Source organism: Treponema brennaborense DSM 12168 (assembly GCF_000212415.1).
GTDB lineage: Bacteria > Spirochaetota > Spirochaetia > Treponematales > Treponemataceae > Treponema_F > Treponema_F brennaborense.
Map to the genome: position 1 here is coordinate 372,734 of NC_015500.1, position 22,317 is coordinate 395,050.

At 51.3% G+C, this 22,317-nt stretch carries 19 protein-coding genes; 17 read left to right on the forward strand and 2 right to left on the reverse strand.

Annotated features, from left to right (window positions below; genetic code table 11):
- Window positions 1-16: 16 nt before the first annotated feature.
- The 4 genes from TREBR_RS01595 to TREBR_RS01610 all read left to right on the forward strand — a co-directional run bounded on the left by TREBR_RS01595 (window position 17) and on the right by TREBR_RS01610 (window position 4,511).
- Window positions 17-1,318, forward strand: a complete 1,302-nt coding sequence (locus TREBR_RS01595) for an ABC transporter substrate-binding protein (RefSeq protein ID WP_013757489.1) — start codon at window positions 17-19, stop codon at window positions 1,316-1,318.
- 92 nt (window positions 1,319-1,410) lie between these two features.
- Window positions 1,411-2,292: a carbohydrate ABC transporter permease gene (locus tag TREBR_RS01600; protein ID WP_013757490.1), complete on the forward strand. Its 882-nt coding sequence runs from the start codon at window positions 1,411-1,413 to the stop codon at window positions 2,290-2,292.
- Window positions 2,293-2,314: 22 nt separating this feature from the next.
- Window positions 2,315-3,145, forward strand: coding sequence for a carbohydrate ABC transporter permease (locus tag TREBR_RS01605; RefSeq protein ID WP_013757491.1), 831 nt, complete (start codon window positions 2,315-2,317; stop codon window positions 3,143-3,145).
- Window positions 3,146-3,149: 4 nt separating this feature from the next.
- Window positions 3,150-4,511 (forward strand): glycoside hydrolase family 30 protein, encoded by a 1,362-nt coding sequence (locus TREBR_RS01610; RefSeq protein ID WP_013757492.1) that lies wholly within the window; start codon window positions 3,150-3,152, stop codon window positions 4,509-4,511.
- A 418-nt stretch (window positions 4,512-4,929) separates the two neighbouring features.
- Here the strand turns inward: TREBR_RS01610 and TREBR_RS01615 are convergent, their stop codons facing one another.
- Window positions 4,930-6,657 carry an AMP-dependent synthetase/ligase gene (locus tag TREBR_RS01615; protein ID WP_013757493.1) on the reverse strand — a complete coding sequence of 576 codons (1,728 nt, stop codon included), beginning with the start codon at window positions 6,655-6,657 and terminating at the stop codon, window positions 4,930-4,932.
- A gap of 156 nt (window positions 6,658-6,813) precedes the next feature.
- Between TREBR_RS01615 and TREBR_RS13390 the strand changes: the two genes are divergently transcribed.
- From TREBR_RS13390 to TREBR_RS01650, 7 genes are all read left to right on the forward strand, one after another.
- Window positions 6,814-7,920, forward strand: a complete 1,107-nt coding sequence (locus TREBR_RS13390; RefSeq protein ID WP_013757494.1) for a C40 family peptidase — start codon at window positions 6,814-6,816, stop codon at window positions 7,918-7,920.
- A gap of 166 nt (window positions 7,921-8,086) precedes the next feature.
- Entirely contained in the window at window positions 8,087-8,890 is an 804-nt protein-coding gene (locus TREBR_RS13395) for a hypothetical protein (RefSeq protein ID WP_013757495.1), read from the forward strand.
- A gap of 136 nt (window positions 8,891-9,026) precedes the next feature.
- Entirely contained in the window at window positions 9,027-9,509 is a 483-nt protein-coding gene (locus tag TREBR_RS01630; RefSeq protein ID WP_013757496.1) for an NADH-quinone oxidoreductase subunit NuoE family protein, read from the forward strand.
- A gap of 3 nt (window positions 9,510-9,512) precedes the next feature.
- Window positions 9,513-10,112: an ATP-binding protein gene (locus TREBR_RS01635; protein WP_013757497.1), complete on the forward strand. Its 600-nt coding sequence runs from the start codon at window positions 9,513-9,515 to the stop codon at window positions 10,110-10,112.
- A complete protein-coding gene (locus tag TREBR_RS01640; protein WP_013757498.1) occupies window positions 10,113-10,508 on the forward strand; it encodes a (2Fe-2S) ferredoxin domain-containing protein in 396 nt (131 codons plus the stop codon). It begins immediately after the preceding gene.
- 19 nt (window positions 10,509-10,527) lie between these two features.
- Complete coding sequence (nuoF, locus tag TREBR_RS01645) at window positions 10,528-12,309, forward strand: NADH-quinone oxidoreductase subunit NuoF (protein WP_013757499.1); 1,782 nt, start codon at window positions 10,528-10,530, stop codon at window positions 12,307-12,309.
- A gap of 9 nt (window positions 12,310-12,318) precedes the next feature.
- Window positions 12,319-14,061, forward strand: a complete 1,743-nt coding sequence (locus TREBR_RS01650; RefSeq protein WP_013757500.1) for an NADH-dependent [FeFe] hydrogenase, group A6 — start codon at window positions 12,319-12,321, stop codon at window positions 14,059-14,061.
- Between the two features lie 118 nt (window positions 14,062-14,179).
- On the opposite strand, the gene TREBR_RS13400 is transcribed toward TREBR_RS01650, so the two are convergent.
- The gene (locus TREBR_RS13400; protein WP_013757501.1) at window positions 14,180-16,111 is read right to left on the reverse strand and encodes a methyl-accepting chemotaxis protein; all 1,932 of its coding nucleotides are present in this window, start codon (window positions 16,109-16,111) and stop codon (window positions 14,180-14,182) included.
- 230 nt (window positions 16,112-16,341) lie between these two features.
- Between TREBR_RS13400 and TREBR_RS01660 the strand changes: the two genes are divergently transcribed.
- The 6 genes from TREBR_RS01660 to TREBR_RS01685 all read left to right on the forward strand — a co-directional run bounded on the left by TREBR_RS01660 (window position 16,342) and on the right by TREBR_RS01685 (window position 22,235).
- Entirely contained in the window at window positions 16,342-16,542 is a 201-nt protein-coding gene (locus TREBR_RS01660) for a SlyX family protein (protein WP_245523728.1), read from the forward strand.
- A gap of 127 nt (window positions 16,543-16,669) precedes the next feature.
- Window positions 16,670-17,902, forward strand: coding sequence for a DUF3798 domain-containing protein (locus TREBR_RS01665; RefSeq protein ID WP_013757503.1), 1,233 nt, complete (start codon window positions 16,670-16,672; stop codon window positions 17,900-17,902).
- A gap of 148 nt (window positions 17,903-18,050) precedes the next feature.
- On the forward strand, window positions 18,051-19,649 hold the full coding sequence (locus TREBR_RS01670; protein WP_013757504.1) for a sugar ABC transporter ATP-binding protein: 1,599 nt from the start codon (window positions 18,051-18,053) through the stop codon (window positions 19,647-19,649).
- Window positions 19,646-20,710, forward strand: a complete 1,065-nt coding sequence (locus TREBR_RS01675; RefSeq protein WP_013757505.1) for an ABC transporter permease subunit — start codon at window positions 19,646-19,648, stop codon at window positions 20,708-20,710. The genes TREBR_RS01670 and TREBR_RS01675 overlap by 4 nt, the downstream gene beginning before the upstream one ends.
- Window positions 20,707-21,855, forward strand: a complete 1,149-nt coding sequence (locus TREBR_RS01680; protein ID WP_013757506.1) for an ABC transporter permease subunit — start codon at window positions 20,707-20,709, stop codon at window positions 21,853-21,855. The genes TREBR_RS01675 and TREBR_RS01680 overlap by 4 nt, the downstream gene beginning before the upstream one ends.
- Window positions 21,855-22,235 (forward strand): DUF6672 family protein, encoded by a 381-nt coding sequence (locus tag TREBR_RS01685; RefSeq protein WP_013757507.1) that lies wholly within the window; start codon window positions 21,855-21,857, stop codon window positions 22,233-22,235. The genes TREBR_RS01680 and TREBR_RS01685 overlap by 1 nt, the downstream gene beginning before the upstream one ends.
- The last annotated feature ends 82 nt before the right edge of the window (window positions 22,236-22,317 follow it).

The following is a 22,317-nucleotide window of genomic DNA, read 5'->3' on the forward strand; positions in this document are numbered from 1 at the left end:
TAAAGGAGGCTTTTGCATGAAAAAGTATGTTAAAACGGCTGCCGTGATAGTGATGTCACTGGTTCTGCTCGTTCCCGTGTTCGCCGGCGGAGGTAAGGATTCTTCCGGCAGCGCGAACGGTGTTACGACACTCAGATTTTTTTCCAATCTGCCGGATCGGTCGTCGAATATGGGGCTGCTGGAACAGACGCTGCTGGACGAATATCAGAAGGCGAATCCGAACGTGAAGATTGTCGTTGAAGCGCTGCAGGACGAACCGTATAAACAGAAGTTCAAAGCGTATATGGCCGGAAACAATCTGCCGGACATATTCGCGGTATGGGGTCAGCCGTCGTTTTTTGAGCCGGTAATGAAAGAAGGTTACGCTGCCGAATTGGATCCTTCCGTATACTCGGCGTACGCTTTTGTAAACGGTTCTTTAAATGGTTTTTCTTATGACGGTAAATTGTACGGACTGCCGCGCAATACGGATATGATGGTTGTGTTTTACAACGCGAAATTGTTTGCCGATAACGGCATCGCCGTTCCGCAAACCGTACCGGAACTGATTGCCGCCGCAAAAAAATTCAAGGCAAAGGGAATCGCACCGATTTCCATGGACGGCAAAGACGCGTGGCCGCTGGCAATTCTCTATCACGATCTCGTAATGAAACGGAACGGCGACGACCGCGCTATCCGCGACGCGTTGGCAAAAAAGGATTTCAATTCTCCCGTTTTGCTGCAGGCTGCCAAAGATCTGGTCGAATTGGTTGACGGCGGAGTTTTCCAAACAGGATTCGTTTCCGCCGATTACGGTGCGTCGCAGAATATCTTTTCACAAGGCAAAGCCGCGATGTATTATATGGGATCATGGGAAATGGGAATGGCGACGAACGACGCTTTTTCCGCCGAGTTCAAGGAAAATCTTGCCGTCATGAACTTCATGAGCATTCCCGGCTCGGTCGGCAGACAAACCGATATGATGGCGTGGAACGGCGGCGGATACGCCGTGTCCGGCAAATCGTCCAATAAAACCGAAGCCGTTAAACTGCTTGATTACATGATGCTTCCCGAAAACTGGACGAAACACGCGTGGCAGCAGGGGCTCGGATTCCCCGGTCAGAAGTTTGACGCTTTCCTTTCCGGAACTGAAACCGATGTGCAGAAAACGCTGGTAACCGTTTTGGGTTCGGCCACGAACACGAGCGGTACGCCGATTAACGACAGCGCAACCGCCGTTTTCAAAACGGAATGTGAAAATGCGGTGCAGGCGCTCGCTGCAAAAATAATTACACCCGAGCAATTCATTCAAAAATTGAACGATGCAATAAAAAAATAACACGTTACTCGCCTGGGCGGTTTGAACCGGAGCGTCCGTCTTTTTCCGCGGACGCTCCGTCATACCGCGCGGGTATGGAGGAGAAAGAAAACATGAATTCGGTATTGAGTGATAAACGGTATATTTTTTGGCTTGTATTTCCGGGTTTTTCGATTTTTGCTTTTGCCGTATTACTGCCGGTCGCCGTCAGTTTCTTTTTCGGTCTGACTGACTGGACCGGTATGGGGGCGATGCGCATAATCGGTTTCAAAAATTACGTTGAATTGCTTACGAAAGACGGTGTTTTTTACCGGTCGCTGCTTCACGCGGTCATTCTTGCGCTGGCAACGGTTTGCCTTCAGCATCCGGTTGCATTGCTGTTCGCTTATCTGATATCGCGCAGTGCCGGTAAATTTGAAAAATTCTTCAGGGCTGTTTTTTTCGTTCCGTGCGTCATTTCCGTCGTCGTAACTTCAAAAATGTGGGTGTCCGTTTACGAACCCACTTACGGCTTGCTGAATAAAATTCTCGCCGTGTTCGGTGTAAGCGCCCAGCAATGGCTCGGTGATCCGAAACTGGTATTGCTGTCCGTTATTTTTATCGTCATGTGGCAGGGCTTCGGTTGGGCGATGCTCATTTATTATGCGGGCATCAAAGGACTGAGTTCCGAGATTTTTGAAGCCGCCGCCGTCGACGGCGCGAACAAATGGACGCTTCTGACTAAAATTTCCCTGCCGATGCTGCTGCCCGTCGTTTCCGTAAACGTAACGCTTGCCGTCGTTTCTTCTCTGAAACAGATGGAAACCGTATACCTTACGACGAACGGAGGGCCGGGAAACATGTCGCAATTTCTTGCAAATTATTTGTATATTCAGGCGTTTTCATCGTATCGGTACGGATACGGCAACGCAATTTCCGTAGTGTTCGTCGCTTTTTGCCTGCTGATCACGTTGGTAATGAACAGGATGTTTAAAAAAGGTTTGCAGAATTTTTAACGGTTGCCGTACGGAGGTACGTATGAAAAAGAAATCGCTGCGGAACAAATGGATTACGGCGTTTTTATTGATAACGGGAATCGGCCAATTGTTTCCGCTGATTTGGTTGTTCGATTTTTCAGTAGCGAAAAGCGGTGATTTATTCGGCTCGCACATTCTGGTATGGCCGGAAGTTTTTCAGTGGCAGAATTACAAAACGGCGTGGATAAACGGAAAAATACCGTATTACCTTTTGAATTCGGTGATCGTCAACGTGCTTACCATTTTATTGACGACGCTGTTTGCGGTAATGCTTGCTTACGCGTTTACCCGCATGAAGTGGAAACTGCGCAGTCTGTTCTTCGGCTGCGTGACGATGGGAATCATGATTCCCATCCACGCGACGCTGCTGCCGAATTACGTCATTTTCAACAGGCTGCATATTGCGGATTCCTATTTGGGATTGATTCTTCCGTACGTAGCGTTCGCGCTGCCTACGGCAACGTTTATAATGACCGGATTCATGCAGTCGATTCCCAAAAGTTTGGAAGAAGCCGCGATAATCGACGGCTGCACGTTGTGGGGCGTGTTGTTTCGGATCGTTTTCCCGATGGTTCGTCCGGCTATGGTAACGGTTATTATCATGACGTTTATAAGTACTTGGAATGAATTCATTATGGCGGCAACGTACATTTCAAATGAAGCGCTGCGTACGCTGCCGTACGCGGTTTACAATTTTGCCGGACAGTATGCCTCGAATTACGCGGTTCAATTCGCGGTAATGATGCTTGTGGCGCTACCGTCGCTGCTTATTTACGTATTTCTGAGCGATAAAATTACGAAGGGTGTTGCCGAAGGAGCCCTGAAAGGATAACCGTATGATAAAAAGAGCCCGTGTTTTTGAAACCGTTCCGGCGGAATGCCGTTTTCTTCAGGAAGCGGCGGAAATGCCGTTCATTCCGGAACAAAAAGCCGAAATGAACGTTATCAGCGTGTTCCCCGAACGGGAATATCAGGAAATACTCGGATTCGGCGGTGCGTTTACGGAATCTGCGGGATATGTATACGCGCAATTGGGCGCCGCTGATAAAAAACGTTTGATAGAAGCGTATTTTGATCCGGATAAGGGAATCGGTTATACGCTGGGACGCACGCATATGAACAGCTGCGATTTTTCACTTGAAAATTACGCATGCTACGAGTCGGAGGCCGATTACCGTGCGGAACGTTTTGATCCTTCCCGTACTTTTAAATATACGGTTCCGCTCATGAAAGCTGCGTTCGCACACGCTGAGTCGTCCGGACGCAGCATAACGCTTCACGCCGTTCCGTGGAGCCCGCCCGCTTTTATGAAGACGAACGGAAACATGAATTGCGGCGGTTCGTTAAAGAGCGAGTACCGGCAGGCGTGGGCGGATTGCTTCGTGCGTTATATCCGCGCCTTGGAACGGGAAGGAATACGGACGGGCATCGTGTCGACCCAAAACGAACCCGCCGCTGTCCAGCGATGGGATTCGTGCCGGTATACGGCTGCGGAAGAAACGGCTTTCGTCCGCGATTACTTGGGGCCGACGCTTGCGGCCGCCGGCTTGGGCGATATAAAAATACTCGTTTGGGATCATAATAAGGAATCCGTTCTGGAACGTTCCAGTGCCGCATTTGATGACCGCGTCGCTTCCGAATACGTTTGGGGCGCCGGGTTCCACTGGTATTCGGGTGACCATTTTGAGCAGCTTTCGCTCGTGCATGAACGTTATCCGCATAAAGCGCTGCTGCTGACCGAGTTCTGCGTGGAAGAGCGCTCCGACGACGGTCCGCAGGGTAACGCCGAAAAATACGCGCACGAGCTGATCGGTGACTTAAATAACTTTGCGAACGGTTTTATCGATTGGAATTTGCTGCTAGATGAAGAAGGCGGCCCGAATCATGCACGAAATTTCTGCGACGCAGCGGTACGGACCCGTATCCGCGCCGGTAAAACGGAACTCGAATTCCGTCCGGCGTATTATTATATGGGGCATTTCAGCAAATTCATCTTTCCTTGCAGCCGCCGTATTGCGGTCTCCCGATTTTCGGATAAACTTGAGACCTGCGCGTTCAAACGACCGGACGGAAAACTTGTGTTAATCGTTCTGAACCGGTCGGATACTGCGGCAGAATCCGTCATTTCCGTACCGGAATACGGAATCGCCTCCGCCTCTTTTAAACCGCACAGCATCAAGACCGTCGTGCTGCCGTAATCGCTTTAGCCGATTTCGGCGTTTCTGCACTGACCGCACCGTTCGGTGTGGTCAACCTAATGGATAAATCAGTTATCTGCATTCATTTTTTCTTCGATCATTGCAACCAGCTGTGTTAATGAAATTCCAAGGTAATCGGCAATATTCGATAAGATCAGCCGTAACGCTGACAATGGAAATACAGTCAATGAAGTGCTTGAAATTAACTTGAACGGCAAAACGTACCGCGGACAAACGATTGAAGATATCTTTTCAACGCTTGTTTTTGTCTTTGCTGCGGATGGCACGATGTCCGACGGTTCGGGTGCTGCCGTCTGCAAGCCGGCCTCGCGTAAAAAAAGCGGCTGCCCTAAAAGTGATGAACTGCAACTTCACTTTCGGGGCAGCCGCGTTTTTTTATCAGGCGGAACGTTACGCGTTATGTATTATACGTCCGTTTTACTTTTTTGGTCGTCGTCATTTCGAGCGGTTCGTCGAGTATGACGACGTGTGAAATTCGGGCGTACGGCTGCAAAACCTTGTTTACTTTGGCAACGATCTGTTCCGTTTCTTCCTGTACGGCGGGCAGCGCTTCGGGGTCTCCGCGCACGACGTTGAGCCGTTTTATGAGTTCGTCGGACGGATATACGAGCGCTTCAATTCCTTCGGATTTCATCGCCTTATCCATGATGTATCCGCGCACGGTAATCTGTTCGATATCCGTATACAGCTGGAACGCGTTTTCTATCTCTTCCGGATAGACGTTTTTGCCGCCTTCCGTTACGATCATGTTTTTTGCGCGGCCGGCGAGGTACAGATAATTTTCCGCGTCTATTTTGCCCAAATCGCCGGTTTTGAACCAGCCGTCGTCCGTAAACACTTCGGCAGTCGCTTCGGGCATCTGATAATATCCCTGCATGACCATCGGGCCTTTAACGGCGACTTCGCCGATTCCGTCTTCGTTCGGATCCAGAATCTTCATTTCCATATAAGGCGCAAAGAATTTACCGACGCTTTCGATTTTGAACGCTTCTTTCGGATTCAGCGCAATGATCGGTGACGTTTCGGTCAGTCCGTATCCCTGGATAAAATCGATTCCCAATTCGTTGTAGACGCGGAACACGCTCGGTGCGAGCGGGCCGCCGCCGCAAATGGCGATGCGCAGCGTTGAAATGCTTGCTTTTTCCAGAACGGGTTTGAACAGTTTTTTGCCGGGATTCACTTTGAATATTTTCTTGACCAGATAGGAAATGCCCATCAGGAATTTCATGACGCCGTATACGACGGGACCTTTGTCCCTGATTCCTTTGAGAATTCCCGCCAGAAGTTTGTTGAACAGTAGCGGAACTCCCAGCAGCATCGTAATTTTACCTTCGCGCAGTTCTTTGAGCATACGCGAAACGGCCATCGTTTTTCCGAATACGATTTCCGCACCTACGGAAATCGCTTCTATAAAAACGGCGAGCATCGTGTACGAATGGTGAATCGGCAGCAGGGCGTAAAAAACGTCCGTGCTGTAAATGGAAAGATTCATCTGCGCAATGTAGCAGTCCGATACGAGATTTTTATGGGTGAGCATGACGCCCTTCGGTACGCCGGTGGTGCCGGACGTGAACAGAATGGCCGCCGTGTCGCTTTCCGATGCCGGCGTGATTTCCGCCGTTTTTGAAGTTTCCAGATTATACGCGTACGTGTCGGCGTGTTTGGGCGATAATGAATAGATTTGGGCGCCGCACGTGTGTTCGCTGAAATAATCGTATTTTTCTTCATCTACAAAGAAAAACGTCGGTTTCGCCGTGTTCAGGAGATTTTCTATTTCCGTGTCGTGCAGGCCGTAGTCGATCGGTACGATCGTTCCGCCGGCGAACAGCGTCGCAAGGTATACGGTTGCCCATTCAGGCGAATTTTTTCCGGAGACGGCGACGTGGTCCCCGTGTTTCACTCCGGCCGCATGAAGCCAGGCTGCAAGTTTTTCAATGTTCCGCAGCACCTGCGTATACGTGAGCGTATGTTTTTCAGGGATAAAATCCGTAAAACACGGGCGATCCGGATACCGCGCTACGGTAATGCGGAACATTTCCGGCAAAGTCGGCCATTCGCCCGAAAACAGTTTTCCCCTCCAGTCGTCAAGAAATCCCCAAGGTGTGTTTTTACCCGTCTGTTTCATAGTTCCCGTTCCTGTTGTGTGTAATTCGGCATACTGCCGTAAGAGGCGTACCCCGATCAGATACTATATAAGTATGACATACTTTCCGTCAAAAATGTTGCAAAAAAAATGTGATTTTTCGGGAATTTTTTGTAAATATGGTTTATACTCTGTTCTATGATTACGAATAGTCGGAAGTCTCTTTTTTTTCTGATCATATGCGGTGCGTTTTCGGCGTCTTTTGTCTGGGGCGCAGCCGAACGGATGTCTGCGGAAGAATCTCTCGCGGCGCGGAACAAGATGATTGCGTACGGCAAACAGTTCGTCGGCGTACCGTACGCGTACGGCGGTATTGATGCTTCGGGTATGGATTGTTCGGGGTTCATTTTTACCGTCGCGCGCGAGTCGATCGGCGTACAGCTGCCGCGCACCGTGTCCGCGCTCTATGCGAACGTTAAAATCATCGACGATATGTACAAGGAACCGGGAGATATCGTTTTTTTCCGGACGGTCGGCAATAAGATTTCTCACGCCGGATTATATATGGGAAACAATCAATTCATGCACGCGGTGAGCGACGGTCCGAATACCGGCGTCATCGTTTCATCCCTGAAAGAAACTTATTGGAAAAACGCGTACGCCGGTGCGGGGCAGTTTCTGCCTGCTTCAACGTACGTCGCCGGTTCCGAATCCGTGCAGATTCCTGTCTCGGGAACGGAAGACGGTTCACGCCCGTCCGCTGCGTCTGGTTCCGCTGCGTCGGGTTCGTTCGCATCCGGTATTGTGCTGGACGCGTCGCTCGGCGTGAATTGGAACCTGTTTACGGCCGATCGGTTTTTGCTGAATTTTCGCGGCGTTTCGGTCGACGTGCACGCCCGGTACGGTAAATGGGCGGCGCAGCCGGGACTCGGCGTCGGATTTACGTACGATCCGAGTATGCACGTGTTTCAGATCCCGCTTTTGTTTTCCGTAACGCTTTCCCGCGGAATCCGCGTGTACGCGGGACCGGTGTTTTCGATCGGATCGGCGGTGGAACCGGGTTCCGGCGATTCCGGCGAGGGGAGCCGCATCGAGCCGTCGATTTTTCCGGGCGTAATAGGCGTCTGCTGGCAGTCCCCGTCGATTTCGGCAGGCGGCGCCGAGTTTTCGCTCATGCAGGATATCCGTTATTCGGTGTTCAATAAGACGAACGGTGCGGCTTTGCCGTTTTTGAACTCAATGGCCGCCGGATTGGTGCTTTCCTCCGGTTTGCGCGTAACGTTTCCGCTGTCCCGCTTTCTTTAACGGTATACGTGCGGCGAACCGTTCGGTTCGGGTGCGGCGCATACCGGAACGCGCTGTGCATATCCGAACGTTCAGCGCATACCGGAACGTTCAGCGCATACCGGAACGTTCAGCGCCGGATACGATGTTTTTGCCTGCCGGTTTAACGGTGTAATAAGGAATTTATATGAAGTGCGATTGCGTATATGATGTATGTGAAATTTCCTGCGCCTCCGCGGCGCCGCTGCGGAAGCGACAGCCGTTACTGTTACGGCAGGCGCGTACGACGCGTGCCGTCGTCCTGATTGCCGCGGCGCTGCTCGCGTTCGTTTCCTGTTCCCCTTCTTTGTCCGTCGCGATTGCCGACGGCGGTGGCGTTGCGTGCTCGTTTGAAGCGTACGTTCCCGATTCGATTGCCGAAACGGTTCGTTCGTTCGGTGATCTGCCGTCCGGCGTTCCGCTGTTCGACGCGCCGCAGATACGCGCTTCTCTGGTACAGGCCGGATTTACCGACGTTGCGGTCGCTGCTCCGTCCGCTTCCGCCGTAACCGTTAAGGCCGCGGCAAAGTCCGTCGCGGCGCTGCTGCCGCAAATTCCCGGTGCGGTCGCGTATACGCCCGCTTCCGGAAAAGACGCCGCGTCGGTTACCGTGTCTCTGACGCCCGACGTGTTGCAGCAAATGCTTGCGCTGCTGCCGGCTGAAACGCGCGATTACGCGGATTTGCTGTCCGCGCCGGTGTTTACCGGCGAGCGGATGGACGCCGCAGAATATACGGATCTCATCGGCGCGGTATACGGAAAAACGATGGCGGACGAACTGGCGCGGGGCGTACTGAACGTTTCCGTGAGCGTTCCGCGCGCGGTTATCGCCGCGTTCGCCTCTTCGGAAAACGCCACCGTAATTTCCGCCGGCAAAACGGTTCGGTTCGGCGTTCCGCTCGCAGAATTTCTGACGCAATCGGAAAAAATAGAATTTTGCGTACGGTTCTAAATATAAGAATACGTTAGCAAGTATTGCTGTTTGCTGACATTTTATACTGACTCCTCTTTTTTTCTTTCCTTGCAGAATTTAAAATTCCAAAGTATACTATATCAGTACATTTTAGTATTTAGACGTGGGGGTCTATATGGCAGACAATAAAAATGCAGGGTTCTCTCCGGAACTTAATGCATTTATCGATGAGTGGAAAGTAAAGCCGGGGAATCTGATTATGATTCTGCACAAAGTTCAGGAGGAACAAGGCTTTATTTCCAAGGAGGCGGCGCAAGCCGTCGCGGAACGGACAAATTCTCCTCTTGCCCGTGTGTACGGCGTTATGACGTTTTATCACTTCTTCAAAACGCAGAAACCGGGCAAGAACAAAGTCAGCGTGTGTTTGGGAACGGCGTGCTACTTGAAGGGCGGACAGGATCTGATAGACGAAGCCCGTTCTATTCTCGGCTTGAAGGCCGAAGATATTTCTACGGAAGACGGCCTGTTTTCGGTTGAGCCGGTGCGGTGTATCGGCTGCTGCGGTCTTGCACCCGTTCTTTCGGTAAACGGAGACGTGTACGGCAAACTGACAAAAAATCAGATCGCCGGAATCCTTGACAAATACAGGAACGCGTAACCGGTGCATTACACCTTGTGCGACATGATAGCCGATTTGGCACAAAACGCCGTGGAGGCGGACGCCGGTCGGGTAACTGTCGAATTTATAGAGACGGAATCGGATATAGCGTTTTATATCCGCGATAACGGAAAAGGCATGAGTGCGGAAACGCTCGAACGTGTCAAAGATCCGTTTTATACGGACGGAACGAAACATCCGGGCAGAAAAATCGGACTCGGCATCCCGTTTTTGATCCAAACCGCCGCCGAAACGGGCGGAGAGTGGAACATCACCTCCCGGGAGGGAGAGGGAACGACCGTGTACGGAAAATTCGATCTGAAAAATATCGATACGCCGCCTATCGGAGACGTAACGGGGCTTTTCAGACAGATTCTGATGATGCCCGATATGTGTGCCCGTTCGGAACGCTGCGAAATTGAAATTATCAGAAAACGGAACCGCTCCGAAACGGTTCCTGCCGGCCGGTTTGAATACCGGATCAGCCGCTCCGATTTGCTCGGCGCGCTGGGGGAATTGCAGACTGCCGCTTCACTGGCGCTTCTGGGAGATTTTCTTTTATCGCAGGAACGTGATTTGGAATCGGAACATGAGGAGACTTGAATGGCTAAGATGTCGCTTGACGAACTGCGCAAACTGCGCGGTCAGATGAAAACTGAACTTGATAAACGGGATTCGGAAGGCAAAACCTTTCAGATCATCGTCGGCATGGGAACGTGCGGAATCGCTGCGGGAGCCAAACCGACGCTCGAAGCTTTTATTAAAGAACTCGATGCAAAAGGAATGGCCGGCAGCGTTATCATCCGTCAGACCGGCTGTATGGGAATGTGCGCGAACGAACCGACGGTTGAAGTCATCGCGCCGGATATGCCCGCCGTCATTTACGGCAACGTAACGCCGGAAGTTGCGAAACAGATCGTACAGACGCACCTTATCGATAAAAAACTGCTGGACAAACTGATTTTGGATCGTCCTTCGGCAGATATCGTAAAAAATTAACCGGCGGTAGGAGAACAATATGGCATTCACTCATTATATTCTGGTATGCGGCGGGACCGGTTGCGAGTCCAGCAGTGCGGATGATATTTTCAGGAATCTGCACGAAGAGGCAAAAAATTACAACGTTGCCGATAAAGTACAGATCGTAAAAACGGGCTGCTTCGGCTTTTGTGAAAAAGGTCCGATCGTAAAAGTGCTGCCGGAAGATTCGTTTTACGTCGAAGTAAAACCGGAAGACGCGAAAGACATCATCGCCGAACAGGTGGTAAAAGGGCGCGAGGTTACCCGCCTTTTGTATAATAAAGAAAAAAAGAGCCTTGAAGCCGTTGAAGACATTCAGTTTTATCAAAAACAGCTGCGCATCGTGTTGCGTAACTGCGGCGTCATAAATCCCGAAAATATCAACGAATACATTGCCCGCGACGGTTATCTCGCGCTTGAAAAAGCGCTGTTCGAGCTGACGCCGGAACAGATTGTGGACGAAATCAAGAAATCCGGGCTGCGCGGACGCGGCGGCGCGGGATTTCCGACCGGACTGAAGTGGGAAGCCGGAATGAAGGCGAGCGGCGACGTAAAATACGTCGTCTGCAACGCGGACGAAGGCGATCCGGGCGCGTACATGGACCGTTCCACTATTGAAGGCGATCCGCATTCGATTATCGAAGCCATGATCATCTGCGGAAAGGCGATCGGCGCCCATCAAGGTTTCGTGTATATCCGCGCCGAATATCCGCTGGCGATCGACCGTCTGCGTATCGCGATGGCACAGGCGCATGAAAACGGGCTGCTCGGCAAAAACATCCTGGGTTCCGGCTTCGATTTCGACATCGAGATCCGTTTGGGTGCGGGCGCGTTCGTCTGCGGTGAAGAGACCGCGCTTTTGCGCTCGATCGAAGGTCAGCGCGGTATGCCGACGCCGAAACCGCCGTTTCCGGCGCAGTGCGGCTTGTGGGGCAAGCCGACGGTTATCAACAACGTCGAGACTTGGGCGAACATTCCCGTTATCCTGACCAAAGGCGCCGACTGGTTCAACAAGATCGGTACGGACGATTCCAAAGGCACCAAAGTGTTCGCGCTGACCGGCAAGGTGAACAACTCCGGTTTGGTCGAGGTTCCGATGGGAACGACGCTGCGTGAAATCATTTTCGAGATCGGCGGCGGCATCAAAAACGGCAAGAAATTCAAAGGCGTACAGACCGGCGGTCCTTCCGGCGGTATCATTACGGAAGAACATCTGGATACGCCGATCGACTTCGGCGCGCTCATAAAACTCGGTTCGATGATGGGATCCGGCGGTATGATCGTCATGGACGAAGACGACTGCGTGGTCGACGTCGCCAAATTCTACATGGAATTCTGCGTCGACGAAAGCTGCGGAAAATGTTCGCCGTGCCGTATCGGTACGCGGCAGATGTACACGATTCTGGAAAAAATTTCGCGCGGAAACGGCGAAATGGACGATCTGCAAAAACTGAAGGACATCGGACAGGCTATGAAAACGTCTTCGTTGTGCGCGCTCGGTCAGTCCGCGCCGAATCCGACGCTGTCGACTATCAGAAAATTCGAGCAGGAATACATCGATCATATCCGGAATAAAAAATGCGCCGCCGGCAAATGCAAAAAACTCATCAGTTTTTTCATTACCGAAAAATGTATCGGCTGCGGTGCGTGCGCGCGTCAGTGCCCGGCGAACTGTATTACCGGTGAAAAGAAAATGCGTCATACGATTGAACAGTCGAAGTGTCTCAAATGCGGTGCGTGCGAGACTACCTGTAAGTTCAACGCGATCGTAAAGAAATAGGAGTAAGTTATGGTAACGATAAATATTAACGGCAAAGACGTACAGGTTGCCGAAGGTACGACGATTCTTGCCGCCGCAAAAAAAATCGGTGTTAAAATTCCGACGCTTTGCTATAATCCCGATCTTCCCGCTTGGGCTTCGTGCGGAATCTGTATCGTGAGATTGGCGGGAACGGCGAAGATGCTGCGTGCCTGCTGTACGGCGGCGACGAACGGCATGAAACTCATAACGCACGATCCTGAAATAACCAAAGCGCGGCGTACCGTGCTTGAACTGATTCTGTCGAATCATCCGTCCGACTGTCTGCAGTGTTCGCGCAGCGGGCAGTGTGAACTGCAGACGCTCGCCGCCGAGTTCGGTCTGCGCGACACGCGGTTCCGCAAAATTCTGAAAGAACAGCCGGTCGACGATTCGTATGAGGAAATCGTCCTCGATCGCGATAAGTGCATCAACTGCGGACGCTGCGTGGAAGCCTGCCAGATTATGCAGAACGCTTGGGCGCTCGAATATTCGGGCCGCGGAGACAAAACCGTTATCGGGCCCGTCGCCGGGGCAAAACTCGCAGACAGTCCGTGTATCAAATGCGGACAGTGCGCGGCGCATTGTCCGGTCGGCGCGATTACGACGCATAATCCGCTGCAGGAGTTGTGGAACAAGCTTGCGGATGAAACGCTTACGTCCGCCGTGCAGATAGCGCCGTCGGTGCGCGCCGCCCTCGGCGAAGAATTCGATTTGCCGGTCGGCACTATTACGACGCAGAAAATTTACACGGCGCTTCGGATGATGGGATTCAAGTACGTGTTCGATACGAACTTTGCCGCCGACCTCACCATTATGGAAGAAGGTACGGAACTGGTCGAACGATTGACGAAAGGCGGCGCGCTGCCGATGTTTACCAGCTGCTGCCCCGGCTGGGTCGATTACGCCGAAAAACACTATCACGATATGCTGCCGCATCTGTCGACGGCAAAAAGTCCGCAGCAGATGCAGGGCGCGGTGACTAAAACGTATTGGGCGGAACAGGCCGGTTTGAAACCGGAGCAGATATTTTCCGTTTCGATTATGCCGTGTACGGCGAAGGCGTACGAAGCGCGCCGCAATGACGACATGAAATCGTCCGGTGCGAGCGACGTAGACCTGGTGCTGACGACGCGCGAACTTGCGATGCTGATCCGGCAGGCCGGTATCGATTTTGTCAATCTGGAAGAATCCGCGGCGGATAATCCGCTCGGACCGTATTCCGGTGCGGGAACGATTTTCGGGGCTACCGGCGGCGTTATGGAAGCGGCCGTGCGTACGGCGTACGCGTTGGTAACTAAAAAAGAACTCGGTAATATCAATTTAACGCCGGTTCGCGGTCTTGAAGCGGTAAAAGCTTCCGAGATCGATCTGGACGGAACGAAGATCCGCGTCGCCGTCGTGCATCAGATGGGTAACGTCGATAAAGTCGTACAGCAGGTGCGTGAAGCGCTCGCCGCGGGAAAAGAACCGCCGTACCATTTTATTGAAGTAATGGCGTGCCGCGGCGGCTGCGTTGCCGGCGGCGGACAGCCGTACGGTGCCACCGATGAAGTTCGTTCAAAGCGCGCTGCGGCCTTATACCGCGACGACGATGATTGCGCGGTTCGCGTCAGCCATAAAAATCCGGAGATCGTCAAGTTGTACGACCGTTTCTTGGGAAAACCGTGCAGTGAAAAATCGCATCACTTGCTGCACACGAAATACACCGCGCGCAGTCTGTATAAAGAGTAACGTAAAATGGAGCGTGCCGACGTGCCGGGCAAAAACCCGGTTTCCGGGCGGCACGTTCCCGGTTCTCCATATCGCCAATGCGGCGATATGGAGAACAGGAATCCGCTGTAAATGCAAATCAGATTTTGAATTTACCTATTTGGAGCAATAGATTTTCTATGCTCTCTTTGTTCTGACGGGTGATTCCGTTCACGTTTTGCACGGCGTTGTTTATTTGCGTTATACCGTTCGCTATTTCGTTCATGCCGTCGGTAACGATGCCGGTCAGTCCGTCCAGTCTGCGCATTTCACCCGCGACCTCTTCTCCGCCTTTGAGCATTTCGGCGGAACCTTCTTTTACTTCTATCGTTACCGTGTTGATATTCCGTATCGCCGTGAGCACTTCTTTGCCGCCGCTCTCCTGTTCTTTCATTGCTTCGGTAATTTGGATGCTCATCGATTGAGCCTTGTCGGAAAGATCGTGGATGGTGGTGAATTTTTCTTCTACGTTTTTGGCAGCCGTTGCGAGCGCTTCGATTTCTCCGCTCAGATTATTTAAGGTCGACGTAATCGCTTTTCCCTGCAACGCGGACTCTTCGGCAAGTTTTCTGATTTCATCGGCAACGACGGCGAACCCCTTGCCCGCTTCTCCGGCATGGGCGGCTTCGATCGCTGCGTTCATGGCGAGCAAATTGGTTTGATTTGCGATATGCTGGATCACGTTGCTCGCCTCCAGCAGGCTGCCCGATTCTTCCGCAATTTTTTTGGTAATGCCGTTTGAATTTGAAATCGTTTCTTTTCCGGCGGCGGTTGCGGATGAAAGGGTGTGAATGACGCCGTCGTTTTTTTCAAGCGTTTGGGTGATGTTTTGTATGTTTGCAACCATTTCTTCAATCGACGCCGAAGACTGAGTGACGTTCACCGCCTGCGACTCTATGCTGGTGTTCAGCTGTTTTATGGTGCGGATAATCTCTTCTATCGTTGCGGACATTTCCGTAACGCTCGCAGCTTGCGTTAACGACTGCTGCTTTAAGTTATCGCTGTGCACGCTGATCTGATGAATCGCGCTTGCCGTTTCCGTCATATTGACGGAAAGCGTTTCTCCGATTCGGTTCATGTTTTGCGTGCTCGCTGAGACCGATTGCAGCGATTGAGCTATTTTTTCAATCGTGCGGTTAAAATACCGTACGATGTCGCCGATTTCGGCCTTTCCCGAAACTTCCAGTCTGTTTCGCAAATCACCGTCGCCTTCGGCAATATTCCGCAGCGCGCGGGCGATTTTTTCCAGAGGTTTGCTGATGCGCATGATTAAAATGACGGTATTAAGCAATAAAAGCGCGATACAGATACAGAATATCAATACGGAAATAGAAGAAATGAAACGGGTTTCCTTTTTGAAACTGATGTAAAAGTTTTGCTTGTCATTTTCTATACTGTCGATATAACAGCCCGTACCGATCCACATGTCGGTACCGTCGACACGCATCGCCGTTCCCAGCTTCGGATACGCATTTCCGTACGGATCGTCCGGTTTGGTCCAGAAAAATTCCAAAAATAACGTACCTTTTTCTGCAACGGCATCCAGTTCCCGGATGATATAGTGCGTTTTCTGCGGATCCTGCAAGTCCCATAAGTTCGTGTTTTCAAGACTCGTGTCCGATCCGTGTATCAGACAGACACCCGTACCGTTTTGGTACGCGTAATAATATCCGTCCGTGCCGAATTTCATGTTCCGCACGGTTTCTGCCGCGAGTGCGAGCTTTTCGGTTTCATCTATATCGGTTCGCTTGTAAATCTGCTTAACGAGCGAAACGGCGATTTCCGTAGCGGTTTTCATTTCCTGCCTGAATTTATCGTACAGCAGTTGCGTTTCGATTTTTTCAAAAAAAGAGTTGTAGCGATTTTCCGACAATTTCAGAATCAGCACTACGATTGAAAACATAAAGATTGATATGAAAAAAAGCGGAACGAAAATTTTGAATACGATCCGGTCGTATATTTTTCTTCCCTCGGCGGAGCGTTTGTCTGCCGTGTGAACCTCGTTCAGCGGGGCCAGGTCCGTTTGCTTCATTTCTACAATATCTCCTTCCTATAATGTAGTATATCAGTTATAATTATAACAAATAAAATCTAAAATGTAATATTCCGTTACGCAGTATTCGGCAGACTGCCCGTTCCGCGGTGCGTAAATTCCGCTTTAAGGTGAATCTTGATATAATGCAAAGAATCGGGTACAGTAAACGGAGTTATGAAGGATTACCGATGACAGCCGAACAAATACGATCTATAGTAGAAGAAACCGTGGGCGACAGATGTACCGCTTTGGAAATAAAACTCGCATATCTGGAAGATTTTTTGAATAAACTGCAGAATATTGCAGTCGAACAGGGGGCCGCCGTAGACCGGCTGCAGGCTGAAAACCGTCTTATGAAAGATAAAATAAAAGAACTCTCCGATAATCAGGAGGGCGATATTCCGAACGTCCGGCCGCCGCATTATTGATATTTTGCCCGAGTAATTGTCTTTTTTTTGTTAAATTCTTAAATACAACTCTTTACCATTGTACATAAAGGCGATAAAATATATAGGTTAACCATATTTTATTCTATATTATGGAAGGAGCTCTCTTATGAAAAAATTGGCAACACTCATTGCCGTTATTGCATCAGTAGCGTTGATATTCACATCATGCTCCAAAAAAGACGATGCGAAAAAAAGCGCCTCAGCTGATTCCTCCGCGTATCATATCGGTATCGTAACCGGTACGGTTTCCCAGTCGGAAGACGATCTGCGCGGTGCGGAAGAATTGATTAAACGATACGGCAAAGCAAGTGAAGGCGGTGTTATCCAGCACATTACGTATCCCGACGACTTCATGTCCCAGCAGGAAACGACCATTTCCCAGATCGTCGCGCTGGCCGACGATCCGCTGATGAAAGCGATCGTCGTTAATCAGGCGGTCCCCGGTACGGCCGAAGCGTTCAAACGGGTAAAAGAAAAGAGAAGCGACATCCTGTGTTTTGCCGGTGAAGCGCACGAAGATCCTCTGGTCATTCAGGCTTCCGCGGATCTGGCTATCAACGCGGACTTCATTTCCCGCGGATATACTATTATTTGGGCTGCGAAACAAATGGGTGCGAAAACGTTCGTGCACATTTCATTCCCCCGGCATATGTCGTATGAATCGTTGGGCCTGCGCCGCCAGATTATGGAAGCCGCGTGTAAGGATTTGGGGCTGACGTTCGTGTTTGAAACAGCTCCCGACCCGACGAGCGACGTCGGCGTTGCCGGTGCGCAGCAGTTCATTCTTGAAAAAGTACCGCAGTGGGTACAGAAATACGGAAAGGAAACGGCGTTCTTCTGTACGAACGACGCGCACACCGAACCGCTTCTGAAACAGCTTGCGACGTACGGCGGTATGTTCGTTGAAGCCGACCTTCCGTCGCCGCTGATGGGATATCCGGGAGCATTCGGAATCGATTTGACGGCTGAAGCCGGTAATTTCCCCGCTATCCTGAAGAAAGTTGAAGACGTCGTCGTAGCGAAAGCCGGTCCCGGCCGTTTTGGAACCTGGGCGTACTCGTACGGATTCAGCGTGTCGGCCGGTCTGGGTGAATACGCAAAACGCATCATCGACGGTACGGCGAAAAAAGGCAGCATGAGCGATTTGTATGCAGCTCTGGGTGAATTCACTCCGGGTGCAAAATGGAACGGCGGCAGCTATATCGACGCGAACACCGGTGTCCGCGCAAAAAATCACACGCTGATCTATATGGATACCTATATTCTGGGTACCGGTTATCTGCCCACTACCGGGCTTGAAGTACCCGAAAAATATTATAACATCAAATTCAACAAATAACGCGTAAGAAGGATAAAGCCCCGTTCCGAGTGCCGCCGTACTGCGGTTTCGGAGCGGGCTTTTTTTCCGACGCTTTATCTGTATCTGCGCCGCCGATTGGACATGCGGTTTTCGGCGCGATCTTATTTTTATATTGTTTAGGAAGTATATGCCGAACGAACACCCTTTGCTAGAACTGCAGAATATTACCAAAGATTTTGCCGGAACAGTTGTCCTTGAAGATGTCAGTTTTTCCCTTAAAAAAGGGGAAATTCTGGGGTTGGTAGGTGAAAACGGAGCCGGAAAAACCACGTTGATGAGTATTCTGTTCGGAATGCCGGTCATTGCCGAAACAGGCGGATACGGCGGAAGTATCAAAATGGACGGGCAAGAAGTACGCTTCAAGACACCGTTCGACGCCCTTGATGCGGGAATAGGAATGGTTCATCAGGAATTCTCATTGATCCCCGGATTTACCACCACGGAAAATATCATGCTCAACCGTGAAATTACGAAACCGAATCCTGCCGTCAGTATTTTCGGACCGCGGATGAGTACCTTGGATCGGCCTGCCATGAAAAAAAGCGCCGAGCATGCGATTTCAAAGCTGGGTGTTCAGATAGACAGTAACATGAAAGTTGCGGAAATGCCCGTCGGTCATAAACAGTTTACGGAGATTGCCCGTGAAATCAGCCGCGAAAAAGTTCAGCTGCTCGTTCTTGACGAACCGACGGCCGTTCTGACCGAATCGGAAGCCGATATTCTGCTCGATTCGCTGAAAAAACTCGCGGCGTCCGGGATCGCGATCATTTTCATTTCGCACCGGCTGCACGAAGTAACGGAAATCTGCGATCGCGTCGTAACGCTGCGCGACGGAAAATCGATCCGCGACGTGGCGACGTCGGAAACCGATATAGAAGATATAGCAGCGTCGCTTGTGGGACGTGAAGTCGCGCAGACCCATGCGGCCGAAGCGCGCGTTATCGATGCGCCCGATATTCTGACCGTTGAACATTTGTGGGTCGACATGCCCGGTGAAACGGTGTGCGACGCTTCGTTCGCGGTTCGCAAAGGTGAAATTTTCGGTATAGGCGGTCTCGCCGGACAGGGAAAACTCGGCGTTCCGAACGGTGTGATGGGATTGTATCCCGCCGGCGGAACCGTGCGGTTTAACGGAACTGAAATCAAGCTGAACGACCCGCGCGCGGTGCTCGACGCCAAGCTTGCGTTCGTTTCGGAAGACCGGCGCGGCGTAGGTCTTTTGCTTGACGAAAGCCTCGAATGGAACATCGCGTTTACCGCGATGCAGACGCAGAACCGTTTTCTGCATTCGTTTCTCGGCGGATTGGTCAAATTACGCGATGAAGGCGCGATGAAAGAACTCGCGCAAAAATATATCGACATGCTTTCCATTAAATGTACCGGTACCCGGCAAAAGGCAAAAGAGCTTTCCGGCGGGAATCAGCAGAAAATCTGTCTTGCCAAGGCGTTTTGCCTGGAGCCGCAGTTACTGTTCGTCTCCGAACCGACGCGCGGTATAGACGTCGGTGCAAAGGAAATCGTTCTTGACATACTGCGCGAATACAACCGCGAACGGGGAACGACGATCGTAATGATTTCAAGTGAATTGGAAGAATTGCGTTCCATTTGCGACCGGATCGCGGTCGTTTCCGGCGGAAAAATCGCGGGCGTACTTTCTTCGAAAGACACGCCGATCGAATTCGCGCTGTATATGTCCGGTGTAAAGGGTGAAGGTGCCGCCGTATGATGAACAGAACTGATTTTTTTACTATGTGCAAGACCAAGCTCGCCGAATTCGGCTGGCCGCGTATCATTATCACGCTGTTTCTCGTGTCGCTTTTTATCGCCGCGCCGTTCGTCGGCGTCAGCATGTCCGCCTCTCTTTCCGATATCATAAACCGTTTCGGTATGAACGCGCTGCTGGTTTTGGCTATGGTGCCGATGATTCAGTCCGGCTGCGGGCTGAACTTCGGCCTTTCGCTCGGCGTCATCGCCGGCTTGCTCGGCTCGACTGTCGCGATGCAGATCGGTTTTACCGGTTGGGCGGGAATTTTCGGCGCGATGCTTTTATCGGTGCCGTTCGCGGTGCTGTTCGGCTGGCTGTACAGCGGTCTTTTGAACCGAGTCAAAGGTGAAGAAATGACGATCGCCATGTACGTCGGCTTTGCGGCGGTCATGCTGATGTCGATTATGTGGCTGGTTCTGCCGTATACGAGCAACAACATGGTGTGGGGCTACGAAGGCAAAGGGCTTCGTACGACGATTACGCTGGACGGTTATTGGGTAAAGCAGCTGAGTAATTTTCTTGCGATCCGTATCGGGCAGAATTTCGTATTCCCTACCGGTATGGTGCTGTTCGTCGCGCTGTGCTGTTTTCTCATGTGGGTTTTTCTCAGAAGCAAAACGGGAACGGCGATGACCGCCGTCGGCTCGAATCCGGATTTTGCCCGGTCGAGCGGCATCAGCATCAATAAAATGCGCCGTACGAGCATTATCTTGTCTACGGTGTTCGGCGCGCTGGGAATTCTGGTGTATCAGCAAAGTTTCGGTTTTATCCAGCTGTACGCGGCGCCGCTGTATATGGCGTTTCCCGCCGTTGCGGCGATTCTTATCGGCGGCGCTTCGATAAATAAGGCGTCCATTTTGAACGTGATAATCGGAACGGTTCTGTTTCAGGGAATCCTGACCATGACTCCGTCGGTTATAAACAGCGTTCTGCAGACGGATATGTCGGAAGTTATCCGTATCGTATTGTCCAACGGTATGATACTGTATGCTCTGACCCGCAAATCGGGGGCAACGAGATGAAAAAGACGCTCAACGTAAAATCTTTTTTGGCGAATAATCTGGTGGCGGTCATCTTTTTGATCCTTACGGTCGTTTCGATTCCCCTTTCGGGATTTTCGGCGCCGTACATTATCAACGAGATTTTGTCGCGCATCGGGCGCAACGCTTTTTTGGTGTTTTCCCTGATTCTGCCGATTATGGCCGGAATGGGGATCAACTTCGGCATGGTGCTGGGCGCCATGGCGGGGCAGATCGGACTTATTTTCGCGATGGATTGGCAGCTGGCGGGCATAGAAGGTATCGTGTTCGCGGCGCTCATCGGACTGCCGATTTCCGTATTTCTCGGCTGGATTGCCGGTTCCATTCTGAATCGCGCCCGTGGGCGTGAAATGGTAACCAGCTACATTCTGGGATTCTTTTTTAACGGAATCTATCAGTTCGTGGTGCTGTATCTGTTCGGTTCGGTGATTCCGATGCATAATAAGGCGATTTCGCTTTCACGCGGATACGGCGTGCGCAATACGCTGAATTTGGAGCCCGTCCGGCAGGTGCTCGACAATTCGCTGATGATTACCGTCGGCGGAATCAAGATTCCGATGCTGGCGTATTTGATTATCGGAGTATTGTGCGTGTTCATCGTTTGGTTCAAAAAGACCAAGCTCGGACAGGATATGCGCGCGGTCGGTCAGGATCAAATCGTGTCGAATACGGCGGGTATTCCGGTGGAAAAAACGCGCATACTCGCGATCGTTATTTCGACCGTGCTGGCGTGTTTCGGACAGATCATTTTTCTGCAAAATATGGGAAACATGAATACGTACAACGCGCACGATCAGACCGGATTTTTTGCCGCGGCGGCGATTCTGGTCGGCGGCGCGACGGTTTCAAAAGCGACGATTCCCAACTGTTTCGCCGGTGTGCTTTTGCTGCACCTTATGTACATCGTGGTGCCGCGCGCCGGACAGAACGTTTTCGGAGACGGAAATATCGGCGAATATTTCCGGCAGTTTATCGGATACGGTGTTATCGCCCTGTCGCTCGTTATCCACGCGTGGCGGACGAAACGCAACGCCGAGCGCGCGCGTCAGGTTTTGAGCCGCGGTGCTTCGGCTGACGGCGCGGCGGGATCTGACCATGCGGCGGAATCTGCCGGAGCGGAGGCGTAATGATGATAAATAAAAAAACTGCCGCCGTCAGAGCGGCGCTCGCCGCCGCGTACGTATTGCTGCTGGTTTGCATGTTCGTGACCGGGCGCACCCATACGCTGCTGGTTGACAACAAAGCTGCCGAAGACGGCAGCTTTACGGCCGTGCGCGGTATGGAAGTTACGGTGAACAAGGGTGAGCCCGTTGAATTCATGAAAGGCGACCGTGACAAATTCACGGTAAAGGGGCAAACCGTCCGGCTGCACGTGGAATTCTTTGACGGGACTGAAGCGTGTGATTTTAAAGTAAAGATTCCGTTGTCTCAGGATATGGTTTTGCTTTCAATTCCGAAATTACTTGCAGGTATCGAACCGGCGATGGAACCGTTTGACAGTTTGTGATATAAACGATAATTCTGTTTAAGCCTATGAGATGCACCTCGGAAATTGGATACGATTCAGTTTCGGGGTGCATTTTTTTATA

Coding starts and splice junctions, on each gene's coding strand:
- TREBR_RS01595 (WP_013757489.1), top strand. CDS start 17: ATGAAAAAGTATGTTAAAACGGCTGCCGTGATAGTGATGTCACTGGTT.
- TREBR_RS01600 (WP_013757490.1), top strand. CDS start 1,411: ATGAATTCGGTATTGAGTGATAAACGGTATATTTTTTGGCTTGTATTT.
- TREBR_RS01605 (WP_013757491.1), top strand. CDS start 2,315: ATGAAAAAGAAATCGCTGCGGAACAAATGGATTACGGCGTTTTTATTG.
- TREBR_RS01610 (WP_013757492.1), top strand. CDS start 3,150: ATGATAAAAAGAGCCCGTGTTTTTGAAACCGTTCCGGCGGAATGCCGT.
- TREBR_RS01615 (WP_013757493.1), bottom strand. CDS start 6,657: ATGAAACAGACGGGTAAAAACACACCTTGGGGATTTCTTGACGACTGG.
- TREBR_RS13390 (WP_013757494.1), top strand. CDS start 6,814: ATGATTACGAATAGTCGGAAGTCTCTTTTTTTTCTGATCATATGCGGT.
- TREBR_RS13395 (WP_013757495.1), top strand. CDS start 8,087: ATGAAGTGCGATTGCGTATATGATGTATGTGAAATTTCCTGCGCCTCC.
- TREBR_RS01630 (WP_013757496.1), top strand. CDS start 9,027: ATGGCAGACAATAAAAATGCAGGGTTCTCTCCGGAACTTAATGCATTT.
- TREBR_RS01640 (WP_013757498.1), top strand. CDS start 10,113: ATGGCTAAGATGTCGCTTGACGAACTGCGCAAACTGCGCGGTCAGATG.
- nuoF (WP_013757499.1), top strand. CDS start 10,528: ATGGCATTCACTCATTATATTCTGGTATGCGGCGGGACCGGTTGCGAG.
- TREBR_RS01650 (WP_013757500.1), top strand. CDS start 12,319: ATGGTAACGATAAATATTAACGGCAAAGACGTACAGGTTGCCGAAGGT.
- TREBR_RS13400 (WP_013757501.1), bottom strand. CDS start 16,111: ATGAAGCAAACGGACCTGGCCCCGCTGAACGAGGTTCACACGGCAGAC.
- TREBR_RS01665 (WP_013757503.1), top strand. CDS start 16,670: ATGAAAAAATTGGCAACACTCATTGCCGTTATTGCATCAGTAGCGTTG.
- TREBR_RS01670 (WP_013757504.1), top strand. CDS start 18,051: ATGCCGAACGAACACCCTTTGCTAGAACTGCAGAATATTACCAAAGAT.
- TREBR_RS01675 (WP_013757505.1), top strand. CDS start 19,646: ATGATGAACAGAACTGATTTTTTTACTATGTGCAAGACCAAGCTCGCC.
- TREBR_RS01680 (WP_013757506.1), top strand. CDS start 20,707: ATGAAAAAGACGCTCAACGTAAAATCTTTTTTGGCGAATAATCTGGTG.
- TREBR_RS01685 (WP_013757507.1), top strand. CDS start 21,855: ATGATGATAAATAAAAAAACTGCCGCCGTCAGAGCGGCGCTCGCCGCC.